This window comes from Aeromonas sp. 602658 (assembly GCF_049173005.1).
Taxonomy (GTDB): domain Bacteria; phylum Pseudomonadota; class Gammaproteobacteria; order Enterobacterales; family Aeromonadaceae; genus Aeromonas; species Aeromonas veronii_A.
This window is the reverse complement of the sequence record NZ_JAAKRF010000003.1, coordinates 90,082-102,242: the sequence shown is the minus strand read 5'-3', so window position 1 is coordinate 102,242 and position 12,161 is coordinate 90,082. Positions and strand designations below refer to the sequence as shown.

The 12,161-nt window shown below is 55.7% G+C and carries 10 protein-coding genes; 9 read left to right on the top strand and 1 reads right to left on the bottom strand.

Features of this window, described 5'->3' with window-relative positions; all coding sequences use genetic code 11:
- Positions 1 to 31: 31 nt before the first annotated feature.
- Positions 32 to 2,503 carry a penicillin-binding protein 1A gene (locus tag G5253_RS05080; protein ID WP_257687016.1) on the bottom strand — a complete coding sequence of 824 codons (2,472 nt, stop codon included), beginning with the start codon at positions 2,501 to 2,503 and terminating at the stop codon, positions 32 to 34.
- A gap of 299 nt (positions 2,504 to 2,802) precedes the next feature.
- On the opposite strand from G5253_RS05080, the gene tapM reads away from it, so the two are divergent.
- From tapM to G5253_RS05035, 9 genes are all read left to right on the top strand, one after another.
- Entirely contained in the window at positions 2,803 to 3,864 is a 1,062-nt protein-coding gene (gene tapM, locus G5253_RS05075) for a PilM family type IVa pilus assembly protein TapM (protein WP_302055918.1), read from the top strand.
- Positions 3,852 to 4,430, top strand: a complete 579-nt coding sequence (tapN, locus tag G5253_RS05070) for a PilN family type IV pilus biogenesis protein TapN (RefSeq protein WP_216953058.1) — start codon at positions 3,852 to 3,854, stop codon at positions 4,428 to 4,430. The genes tapM and tapN overlap by 13 nt, the downstream gene beginning before the upstream one ends.
- On the top strand, positions 4,427 to 5,026 hold the full coding sequence (gene tapO, locus G5253_RS05065; protein ID WP_216953059.1) for a PilO family type IV pilus biogenesis protein TapO: 600 nt from the start codon (positions 4,427 to 4,429) through the stop codon (positions 5,024 to 5,026). The genes tapN and tapO overlap by 4 nt, the downstream gene beginning before the upstream one ends.
- Complete coding sequence (locus G5253_RS05060; protein WP_421202778.1) at positions 5,023 to 5,556, top strand: pilus assembly protein PilP; 534 nt, start codon at positions 5,023 to 5,025, stop codon at positions 5,554 to 5,556. Before tapO ends, G5253_RS05060 begins: the two co-directional genes overlap by 4 nt.
- A gap of 16 nt (positions 5,557 to 5,572) precedes the next feature.
- Positions 5,573 to 7,786, top strand: coding sequence for a type IV pilus secretin PilQ (locus G5253_RS05055; RefSeq protein WP_421202777.1), 2,214 nt, complete (start codon positions 5,573 to 5,575; stop codon positions 7,784 to 7,786).
- A gap of 191 nt (positions 7,787 to 7,977) precedes the next feature.
- Positions 7,978 to 8,496, top strand: a complete 519-nt coding sequence (gene aroK / locus G5253_RS05050) for a shikimate kinase AroK (RefSeq protein WP_266134309.1) — start codon at positions 7,978 to 7,980, stop codon at positions 8,494 to 8,496.
- A 14-nt stretch (positions 8,497 to 8,510) separates the two neighbouring features.
- A complete protein-coding gene (gene aroB, locus G5253_RS05045) occupies positions 8,511 to 9,593 on the top strand; it encodes a 3-dehydroquinate synthase (protein ID WP_421202776.1) in 1,083 nt (360 codons plus the stop codon).
- Positions 9,583 to 11,163 (top strand): SPOR domain-containing protein, encoded by a 1,581-nt coding sequence (locus G5253_RS05040; RefSeq protein WP_421202775.1) that lies wholly within the window; start codon positions 9,583 to 9,585, stop codon positions 11,161 to 11,163. The genes aroB and G5253_RS05040 overlap by 11 nt, the downstream gene beginning before the upstream one ends.
- 70 nt (positions 11,164 to 11,233) lie before the next feature.
- Positions 11,234 to 12,106 carry a Dam family site-specific DNA-(adenine-N6)-methyltransferase gene (locus tag G5253_RS05035; RefSeq protein WP_421202774.1) on the top strand — a complete coding sequence of 291 codons (873 nt, stop codon included), beginning with the start codon at positions 11,234 to 11,236 and terminating at the stop codon, positions 12,104 to 12,106.
- Positions 12,107 to 12,161 lie beyond the last annotated feature (55 nt).

Sequence of the window (12,161 nt, the reverse complement as noted above, 5' to 3'; positions counted from 1 at the left end):
CTGCCGGTTTTGTTGCTGCCGCGAGAGCAGCTTAGAAGATATCGTCGGTAGAGACAGGCCCTTCCACATCGGGGTTGTCGCCACCGTAGACCTGATTGCCGTCCGAACTGGGCGCGGCGTAACGGGTCGGCTCGGTCCCTTCCTTGAAGTATTCGTCGGTTCCGCCACTGGTCGCCAGCAGTCCGGTTTCGCTGTCAATCTTCACCGTCATGATCCCTTCGGGAACCGGCATCTTGTGCTCCGGCTGCTTTTTGAGGGCGACTTTCATGAAGTCGATCCAGATAGGCTGTGCAGCGCCACCACCAAACTCGGCACGGCCAAGGCCACGCTGGTGGTTGTCAAAACCGATCCAGGAAGTAGCTACGATGTCCGGGGTATAGCCGGAGAACCAGGCATCCCGCGATTCGTTGGTGGTACCGGTTTTGCCGGAGATATCGTGACGTTTCAGGTCACGGGCTGCACGCCAGCCGGTACCACGCCAGCCGTTGCCACCCCAGATGGCTGTGCTCAAGGTGTCGGTGATCAGGAACGCGCTCTGGGCACTGATGGTATGCGGGGCGATGGTTGGCGCGAGAGGGGTCTGCGTGCCATCTTGTGCTGCGCCATCAACAGTTGGCTCCGGCAGTGTGCTCTGCTCGGACGCCGTCTGCTGTTCGCAATTGTTGCAGGCAATGGCAGGATTGGCCTGATAGAGGGTGTTCTCCAGGCTGTCGGTGACTTTGTCGATGAAGTATGGGGTCACCAGGAAGCCACCGTTGGCCAGTACCGAGTAACCACGCACCACCTCGAGGGGGGTAAATTCGGCTGCGCCCAGCGCCAGTGACTCATGGGGCGAGATGAAGTCGCGGGGGAAGCCAAAGCGTGTCAGACCGTCGATATAGGTATCCAGACCGATGGCGCGCATCAGTCGAACCGACATCACGTTCTTGGACTTGGCCAAACCCAGACGCAGCGGGGTGGGGCCATCATAAACGGCCGGGGAGTTCTTGGGCTGCCACATGGGCCCTTTTGACGGATCCCACTGGTTGATTGGCGCATCGTTGATGAGCGACGCCAGGGTATAGCCGTGCTCCAGCGCGGTCGCATAGAGGAAAGGCTTGATATTTGAACCGATCTGGCGACGCGCCTGATCGACCCGGTTGAATTTGGATAGTTCGAAGCTGAAGCCGCCAACTACTGCTTCCAGCGCGCCATTTTTCGGGTTCATGGCAACCAGCGCGGCGTTGACGTCCGGGATTTGGGCCAGCAGCAACTCTTCGCCCTCTTCCCGCACCCAGATCTGGGCGCCGACTTTCAGTACATCGCGTGCCGATTTCGGGGCATAGCTTTGGCGGTCGTCGGTAATAAAGGAGCGAGCCCATTTAATGCCGTTCCAGCCCAGCTCTGCTTCCTTGCCATTTTTAAGTACCAGTGTGGCGCTACGGTCACCGAGCTTGGTAACTACGGCCGCCATCAGCGGATCATAAGTGGGTTGCTTGCCAAGGTGGGCCACGATCTGCTCGTAATCCCAAGCTGTTTCGCCTGCCTTCCACAACTGGGCCGTCGGGCCACGATAGCCGTGACGCATATCGTAGGCAAAGACGCCATCCAGCAGAGCCTGTCTGGCGGCCCTTTGGCGTTCGGCAGAGACGGTAGTGTAGACGTGCAGGCCCATGGTGTAGGCATCTTCACCAAACTGCTCTACCATCTTCTGGCGTACCATTTCACCCAGATAGGGAGCGTGCAGGGTCACTTCGGCGCCGTGAAAACGGGCCTTGATCGGCATTTTGGACGCTTCGTCAAACTGGGCCTGGGTGATCTTGCCGGTCTCCAGCATCCGACCAAGCACAACGTTGCGGCGCGCAAAGGCGCGCTCGGGGGATCGGATGGGGTTGAGCATGGAGGGGGCTTTGGGCAGACCGGCAATGATGGCGATCTCGTCCAGCCCCAGATCCTTGACCTCTTTACCAAAATAAACCTGAGCCGCAGCACCGATCCCGAAGGAGCGATAACCGAGAGGGATCTTGTTGAGGTACAGTTCGAGGATCTCGTCTTTTGAGAGATTCTGCTCGATCCGCCAGGCCAGGAAGACCTCCTTTATCTTGCGGATGATGGTTTTCTCATTGCTCAGGAAGAAGTTGCGTGCAACCTGCTGGGTAATGGTGCTGGCACCCTGACGGGCATGACCTGATACGGCCCAGACGGAGGCGGCGCGAATGATGCCGATGGGGTCAATGCCGGGGTGCTCGTAGAAGCGGGCATCTTCGGTTGCCAGTACGGCATCGATCATTGGTTGGGGGATTTCATCCAAGCGCAACGGAATGCGACGGATTTCACCATATTGGGCGATCAATTCCCCATCTCGGCTGTAGACCCTCATCGGGGTTGCCAGTTTGACATCACGCAGTGCGGTGACATCGGGCAGTTGGGGTTTGATATAGAAGTAGATACCGATGAGGCTGGCAACACCCAGCACAGCACCCAGCATCATGACAATAAACAGGCGAACGAGCCATTTCAGCATGGAAGAACTACCAATCGTCTTAAATTTAGCCAACGGGCGCAGAGTATAGCCCTTTTGCCATCTGGAATTCGAGGTTTTCCTGTGGCAAGTCACCCATCGACAGGATGCGAGAGGTTAGCACTACAGTGAGCAATAACCAAGGTGCCTCCCTTTATCTCAAGAAAGCGAGGTGGGTCACTTTTCGGTATAAACTTTATGACATTGATAGTTAGAGCATTTAGGATGGAGCAAGCTCTCATCTGATTAGAGTGTCCTACACTCAATTCAGGTATAAAACCCAATAACGCATGGATGTGTATATGTTTGGGCTATTTAATAAGGGATCCCTCCTCCCCCTGGTGGGCATTGATTTCGGTAGCCAGACCATCAAGGCCGTTACCCTCACTGGTCGTCCCGGCAAGCTGCATATTGAATCTGTTGCCGAGGTCGCCACCCCGAAAGGTACGCTGGTTGATTACCAGCTACAGGATATCGAGCGGGTCAGCCCATCTTTGAAAACCCTCAAGCGCCTTATCTCTGGCCACAGCGATTATGCCGCGACAGCGGTGACCGGCTCCAACGTGATCACCAAGGTCATCCAGATTGATGCTCGCCTTGGTGACAAGGAGCTGGAGAGTCAGGTGCAGCTGGAGGCCGAACAGATCATTCCCTTTCCCCTCGATGAAGTCAGCCTCGATTTTGAGGTGCTGGACACCAGCGCCAGTGAAGATCGTCAGGATGTCCTGCTGAGCGCAGCCCGTACTGAGAGCGTCAATGGCCGGGTCAGCGCTCTCGCTGAGGCTGGCATTGCCGTCAAGGTAGTGGATGTGGGAGCCCATGCCTTGGGGCGGGCCGTTGTGGCCTGTTTGCCCGAGTTGCAGGAGAGTGAGCGACCGATCGGGGTGATCGACATTGGCGCCAGTGCCATGACCTTCGCAGCCTTGGTCAAGGGAGAGGTGATCTACTCGCGCTTGCAGAATTTCGGCGGTGATCAATATAGCCAGGCGCTCTCCTCTTTTTATGGCATGACCCTCGATGAAGCTGAGCAAGCCAAGACCAAAGGCACCTTGCCTGTTGACCATGAGTTGGACGTGTTGATGCCACATATCAACTCGCTGTTGCAACAGGTGCGGCGCAATATCCAGCTGTTTTGTAGCTCGTCAGGTTATCGCGATATAGCCAAACTGGTGTTGACCGGGGGAGGCAGCTTGCTGCCTGGCTTGTTGGTACAGGTAAAAGAGGAAGCCAACTGCGAGGTGTTTCATCCGGATTTGTTCGCCCTGTTTGGCAAACCGAAAGGAGAGGTTGATCTGGTACATGGCGCTAAATATATGACGGCATTCGGGTTGGCTCTGAGGAGTTTTACACCATGTCAAATATAAACCTTCTCCCCTGGCGCGAGGCTCGTGCTCAGCGGCAAAAGAAACAGTTCGGTGCCCTGCTCGGGCTTTTCGTGTTGGTCACTGTCGCACTGAGCCTCTTTGCCAACTGGCTGGTCGAGCGTCAGATTGCCGCCCAGCAGCAGCGTAATCAGCGTCTGGTTCAGGAGATGACCATCCTGGATGCACAACTGGGAGAAATCCGCCTGCTTAAAGAACGTCGCAAGGAGCTGATCGATCGGATGCAACTCATCGAACATCTCCAAATGCGTCGAAATGTGCCCGTTCGTCTTTTCAACCAGCTGCCCTCTCTGGTACCGAATGGGGTTTACCTCAATACCCTCTCGTTGCAGAACAATATTATCGATGTCAACGGCAAGACAGAAGCTTATGGTCGAGTGGCCAGCATGATGCGTCGAATCGATGGTTCCGGCTGGCTGGGACAGTCGAAAATAAGCACCATTTTTGCAGCGGAGGTCGCGCCGGTATCGTTGAGTCAATTCTCGATGATGTTCCTGATTGCCAATAATACCGCTGCTGCCGGGGATATGGCCAAGGAGAGCAAATGAACCTTCAGCAACTCAACGAGCTTGATCTGAATGACATCGCGAGCTGGCCAAAATGGGCGAAAGCTGTCTTTATCCTGCTGTGCTGTGTGTTGACTGGTGGCGCTATTTATTACTACGTGATTGCCAATTCCTTAGGCAATCTGACCAAAGAGAGCGCCAGAGAGACGGAGCTGAAAGGCCAGTTTGAAAGCAAGGCGATGCTGGCAGCCAATTTGGGCGCCTACAAGGCACAAATGATCCAGCTCGAGCAACTGGTCGATACCCAGCTCAAGCAGCTGCCCAATACCCATGAGGTCGCCGGTTTGCTGGACGATATCAGTTTTATTGCCACCGATAATGGCTTGAAACTCAATCGCATCAACTGGGAACCGGAGGTCAAGCACGAGTTTTCTACCGAATTGCCCATGCGGATCGAGGTAGTAGGTAATTATCATCAGATCGGCAAGTTTACGGCAGATATGGCAGCCCTGCCTCGTATCGTCATACTCGACTCCTTTACCTTGAGTCAGAGCAAGGATGAGGGAGACCTGATTGCTATGTCGATGCTGGCCAAAACCTACAAGTACAACGGTAAAACAGTGGAGCAGAAACAATGAGACGCATCTGCTGGTTGTTACCTGCCCTCTTGCTGACGGCCTGTGGTGGTCAGGAGGAGATGGATTCCTATATTGCCGCAACAAAGGCAAGACCCCCTGTACCTATTGAACCCTTACCCCAGTTGAAGCCGTTTTCCCCCATGCACTATCAACAACGCGATCTGCGTAGTCCCTTCATGATGCCGCAACCAGAAGCAAGTGTCGGGCGCGCGAATAGTGCCCAGGTGAAGCCTGATTGCGCACAGGTTATGATGGACAGAGAAAAAGAGGTATTGGAAAACTACTCTCTCGCCAGCTTGTCAATGCACGGCTCCTTGGGAAAGGCCGGGCAGTTGTGGGCCCTGATCAGCACACCTGATGGAAAATCAATACGGGTCGGGCTCAACCAGTATATGGGGCTCGATCAGGGTAGAGTCATCAAGATTACTCCTACGGCAGTGGATTTACTGGAAACCATTCCGGACGGGAAGGGGTGCTGGGTAACAAGAGAAACCCAGTTGGCGATGGCCAATATGCAAGAAAAACAATAATCAGGGACGAACAGCAATGAGAACAACCATAGACAGTGTAACAAAAGTGGCTTTGCTGTTTTGCGCCAGTGCCTTTGGTCAGGCGTGGGCAGTGGCAACCTTGCAAGAGATAAAAGTTAATCCATTGCTGGCAGACCAGTTGCAACTGGAGCTCAGCTTCAGCGAGCCTGTGAGTGGCTTTACCGATCGTCTCTCCTATCAACCTAACCAGCTCCTGCTGCATGTCCCCGGTGCTGTGGGCGCACTCAAGGTGAACCCGCTGCCTATTCAGCGTCAGGGAGTAGACAACATCAAGGTGGAAGGGAAGGGAGCTGGCCTTGATATCAAGATTGCTCTCGATCAGCTGGCTCCCTATCAGGTGCAGCAACAGGGTAACAAATTGCTGGTTTCCCTTGGTGAAGGGACCTCATCAGCTCTGATTAATGGCGAAAGCGCCCTGATTGCACCAGCCGCAACGGCTTACACAGCCATGGTGGCCACTCCAGCTCCTTCGGCACTGCTCAATTCTCAGGTTGTTGCCAAGTCAATGCCTGTTGCACCGGTAACCCCTCCTGTTGCGACGCCTGCTGCCAGCAAACCACTGCTCGGCAGCTATCAAAACAGTGGCAGTGGAGCCTATTTCAACTCGGTGACCGGGGTGGATTTTCGTCGTGGCAAGGATGGTCAGGGGGAGTTTCTGGTCACACTTGACAACAGCTCGGCTGCCGTCGATGTGAGCAGCCGCGGTCAAACTGTGCTGGCCAAGTTTCATGGTACTCGCGTGCCTGATGGTTTGCTTAATCTGATCAATGTGCAGGATTTTGCGACACCGGTCTCTCAGGTTGAGGTGTCCCGGCAGGGCAACGATACCCTGTTTGAGCTGTCGGTTAATGGCCAGTTTGATTACCGTTACGATCAGGCTGATAAACTGTTCATTATCGAAGTGAAAAAACGCACGGCGGCATCTGCGTCTTCAAAGCAGTATCAGGGCAAGCCCATCTCATTGAACTTCCAGGATATCCCGGTTAGAACCGTGTTGCAGCTTATCGCTGACTTCAACAACCTCAATCTGGTTACTACCGATTCTGTGGCAGGCAATCTGACACTACGTCTGGATGGCGTGCCCTGGGAGCAGGCGCTCGACATCATTTTAAAAGTGCGCGGTCTGGATAAGCGGCTTGATAACAACATCCTGCTGGTTGCTCCGGCTGAAGAGATTGCGGCACGGGAGAAACAGCAGCTGGAGAGCCGGAATCAGGTGGCTGATTTGGCCCAGTTATATACCGAATATATGCAGATCAACTATGCAAAAGCATCCGAAGTGGCTGCTCTGCTCTCATCCGAGAGTACCAAGTTGCTATCGCCACGTGGCGCGGTGAGTGTGGATGAACGGACCAACGTGCTGGTTGTGAAGGATACGGCTGAGGTTATCAGCAGTATCAAGCGGATGCTGGATATTCTGGATATCCCGGTCAAGCAGGTGGTGATCGAAGCGCGTATGGTGACCATCGATGACGGTTTCGATGAAGCGCTCGGGGTACGTTGGGGAGTGACCAAGAACGATGGTCACGGCAACAGCACTTCAGGCTCTATTGAAGGGAATGATTCGTCCGGTAATAACGACGGTAGTTCAACGATTACCAGACCCTCGGTCGATAATCGGATGAACGTCAATCTGCCGGTGACCAATGCTGCCGGTACCTTGGCATTCCAGGTTGCCCGTCTGGCCGATGGAACCCTGCTTGACCTTGAATTGTCTGCGCTGGAAAAAGAGAGCAAGGCCGAGATTATCGCCAGTCCGCGGGTGACCACTGCGAACCAGAAACCGGCGTTGATCGAACAGGGTACCGAGATCCCCTATGTGGAGTCCTCTTCCAGTGGTGCAACCTCGGTCACCTTCAAGAAGGCGGTACTGAGCTTGAAAGTCACGCCGCAGATCACCCCTGACAACCGGGTGATCCTCGACCTGACCGTGACCCAGGATACCAAGGGCGAAACCGTACCGACCGGTACCGGTGATGCAGTCTCCATCAACGCCCAGTCCATCACGACGCAGGTACTGGTTAACAATGGCGAGACACTGGTGCTGGGCGGCATCTATCAGCAGACTATCAAAAGCGATGTGACCAAGGTGCCCTTGCTGGGTGATATCCCCGGATTGGGCGCCCTGTTCCGCAAGACCACCAGCGAGAACAAAAAGCGTGAACTGCTTATTTTCGTGACCCCCAAGATAGTCACCGACGCCTTCTGAAGGCTTTACATGTGAAGGTAAAACACATATAACCTTACGCCCCAATGAGGCTGGGGCGTAAGGGCTGCGGTTGCCAGTCCCGATATCTATTGAGATAATCCCCCTCCTGATCCATCGCAAGATAAGGTTCATAGGTACCCCGATCCAGTATTTATCGGGGTCGTACAGTTTGTAATTACTAACGAAAAAACATGGCTGAGAAACGCAATATTTTCCTGATAGGTCCCATGGGTGCGGGCAAGAGCACCATAGGTAGACATCTGGCAGAACAACTGCATATGGAGTTTTTCGACTCAGATCATGAGATTGAGCGCCGCAGTGGTGCTGATATCGGCTGGGTGTTTGATGTTGAAGGCGAAGAGGGTTTCCGTATTCGCGAAGAGAAGGTGATCAGCGAATTGTCTGAGCAGCAGGGTATCGTGCTGGCAACCGGTGGTGGAGCCATCAAGAGCCGGGAAACCCGCAACAAGTTGTCTGCTCGTGGCATCGTGGTCTACCTCGAAACCACTATCGAAAAGCAGCTGGCGCGCACACAGCGAGACAAACGCCGCCCTCTGCTACAGACCGAAGAACCGGCACGCGAAGTGCTGGAACGTCTGGCACAAGAGCGCAATGCCCTGTATGAAGAGGTTGCCGACTTTGTTGTGCACACCGATGACCAGAGCGCAAAAATCGTTGCCAATCAAATTGTAAAGCTGATCGGTATGTAATCTAGAGGACGTCCATGGAACGGTTGAAGGTCGAACTGGGTGAACGCAGCTATCCCATCGAGATAGCTGCCGGTTTGCTACAGCACCCCGAGGTGCTGGCAGCAAGCATCAAGGGCAGGCGGGTGATGATAGTGACCAATACGGTCGTCGCCCCGCTCTATCTTGAGAAAGTGACTTCCCTGCTGGCGGATTTTCAGGTGGAACACCTTGTTCTGCCCGACGGCGAGGCGTACAAGAACCTGGCGACCTTTGAGCAGATCATGTCTGCTCTGCTTGAAACCAACCATGGGCGCGATACGACACTGATCGCTCTGGGGGGCGGCGTGATCGGGGATGTGGTGGGCTTTGCGGCAGCAAGCTATCAACGTGGCATTCCTTTTATCCAGATCCCGACCACTCTGCTCTCCCAGGTTGACTCCTCTGTTGGCGGTAAAACCGCGGTCAACCACCCCCTCGGCAAGAACATGATTGGGGCTTTTTATCAGCCCAAACAAGTTGTTATCGATACCGAATGTCTGAGTACCTTGCCAGCCCGCGAATTTGCCGCAGGGATGGCCGAGGTGATCAAGTACGGCATCATTTGGGATGCTGATTTCTTCAGTTGGCTGGAGCAGAACATGGTGCGTCTGCAACAGCTGGAACCTGCCGCGCTGGCCTACGCCATCAAACGCTGCTGCGAGATCAAAGCCGATGTGGTCGGTCAGGATGAGACCGAGCACGGCGTCCGTGCGCTGCTCAACCTGGGCCACACCTTTGGTCATGCCATCGAGGCCGAGCAGGGGTATGGCAACTGGCTGCACGGTGAAGCAGTGTCCGCCGGCACCATGCTGGCTGCCTGGACTGCGCAGGCACGTGGCGATATGAGCGAAGCGGACGTTGCGCGAGTGCGCGCCCTGCTGCTGGCCGCCAATCTGCCCATTCATGCGCCTGCCGAGATGGATTTCGCCGCCTTTATTCGCCATATGCGCCGTGACAAGAAGGTGCTGGAAGGCAAGCTGCGTCTGGTGTTGCCGGTTGGCATCGGCCATGCGCAGGTGGTGGGGGATGTGTCCGATGCCGAGTTGCTGGCGGTGATCGAGTCTGGTCGTGACGAATAAACTACTAAAACTTCCTTCCCAGCGGCAGCTGGTTGACCGGCTGCTGCATCTGATTGAATTCAATCACCCTTTCATTTTTCTCTCCGGTAAACCAGGTTGTGGTCGCGGTACCCTGTGCGAATCCCTGCTCGGCGTGTTGCCGGAAAAAGTGCGGGTGGTAAGCCTGATTGGTACGCCTGCCATGAAGATGGTGGATGTACGCCAGCTGTTGCTGCCACAGGTGGTGGCGCGCCCGCTCTTCAATCCACAGGATGCCCTGGCGGAGAGCTTCTTTCGCATGCTGGAGGGGAGCAAACCTGCCACCCTGTTGCTGCTGATAGAGCGGGCCGACCAGTTGCCAGCCGAACTGCTGGGAGAGTTGTGGGCGATCATACGTCATAACGATACTCTGGCGGCGCCCCATCAGCTGGCCATTATTGTCTCGGGCACTGACGTCTGGTGTCGTACCCAACGGCCGCAGCTCAAAGGGCGTGCCATGCCAGCCCTTGAGCTGGAAGTGCCGCCACTGAGCCCGCCCGAGCAGCGCATCTTCTTGTATGAAAAAGCCAAAGAGCTCAAGATCCCCGCGACCCTCTTGCCCAAGCCGCAAGTGGAGGAGATCCTGAAAACGGCGAATGGACATCCGTCCACCATCATGCAGTTACTGGAGGATATCATGACCGACAGAAGGCCCAAGAAGCGTCAGGCGGAGTTGCCCGTCAAGAAGATTGCCACCGCTATCGCGCTGGTCGCTGGCGGCCTGCTGGCGCTGAGCTACCTGCTGCCTGCGCTGTTTGACAATGAAAGCAAACCGGCACTGCAGGATCCAGCGCAAAACACGGCATTGCCGATCCCGGTAGCGGGAGGCGATCCCCTCACCGCTGGCGGTTCGAATACAGATTCCGCTGCACAAGGCGCGCAAAACAGCGATGCAGCCAGCAATCCAAACGGGGTTGTGAAAGATTGGCAGCCGGAGGCGAAAGTGCTGCCCAAATCGGTGGAGAGCGAAACTGTGACCACCGAATCAACCAATTACGAAGGGCGTCGGGTGGTGATCTCTGACGAGGTCGTGCAAAAGCTGATGACCGAACCCAAGGTGAGCGGCGCTCTGCCTACTGACGTGGTGGACGAGCTGACCGGCAAGAACCCGAGTGGCACAGCCCCCAGTGGTGCGGTCGCAACCACGGCGCCAGCCAGTACCTCCAAAGCACTGAATCCGGCGACAACCGCAACGCCTGCGGCCACCACCAAAACCGCCAGCAACGAGCCGGTTGCCGCGCCAGCACCCAAGGTGGCCCTGACACCGGCCGCCACCTTGAACAAGAAGCCGCGCAACCACTACAGCGTTCAGCTGATGGGGGCGAGCAACACCAAGGCGGTGGATCAATTTGTCGCCGAGCATGGTCTGGCGGGCAAGGTATGGGTCTATCAAACCAAATTCCGTGGCAGCCCCTGGTACGTGGTGCTGCAAGGGGATTATGCCGGTCTGACCCAGGCCAAGAGTGCCATTCGCAAGCTTCCGCCAGCCTTGCTGAAAGGTCAGCCCTGGCCCAAGTCGTTTGCACAGGTACAAAAAGAGCTGAAGCAATAGCCTTGATACCGGATAAGGGGGTAGAATCGTCCCCCTTTTTGGGCCTTGCCTTCTTACACACCGGATTTCCATGAAAAAAACACGCGCTTTTTTAAAATGGGCCGGGGGAAAATACTCCCTGGTTGAAGAGATTGCCGAGCGCCTGCCGGCCGGGCGTGTGTTGCTGGAGCCCTTCGTCGGGGCCGGGTCTGTGTTTCTCAACACCGACTACGACGCGTATGTGCTCAACGACATCAATCCGGATCTGATCTGCCTGTACAACCACCTCAAGCTGACGCCGGACAGTTTCATTGCCGAGGCGCGCAAGCTGTTTGTGGCAGAGCACAACCACAAGGCGGCCTATTACCGGCTGCGTACCCAGTTCAATCAGACCGAGACCACCTTCGAGCGGGCACTCTTGTTCCTGTTTCTCAACCGTCACGGTTTCAACGGACTGTGCCGCTACAACAAGAAGGGCGGCTTCAACGTGCCGTTCGGTTCTTACAAGAAGCCCTATTTCCCGGAAAAAGAGCTGTGGGCCTTTGCCGAAAAGGCGCAGAAGGCGACCTTTATCTGCGAGAGCTACGCCGATGCCATCAAGCGTGCCGAAGAGGATTGGGTTATCTATTGTGATCCACCCTACGCGCCGCTCTCCACTACGGCGAGCTTCACCACCTATGCCTCCGGCGGTTTTACCCTGGATGATCAGGCGATCCTGGCGCGACTGGCCCGTCACACAGCCGCTCACAAAGGGGTGCCAGTGCTGATCAGCAACCACGATCTCGAGCTGACTCGTGAGCTTTATCGCGGTGCCCGCCTCGACGAAATCCTGGTCAAGCGCACCATCAGTCGCAATGGCGGCACCCGCAACAAGGTGGCCGAGTTGCTGGCGCTCTATCCCCCCGGAATCGAACCTGAGCAGGGCTACTATCCCAGCGACAGTGAACTGCTGCCACTGACGTAACAGACCATGCGGCGCCTAAGGGCGCCGTTTTTTATGGGCGAGTCCGCGCCCGTGC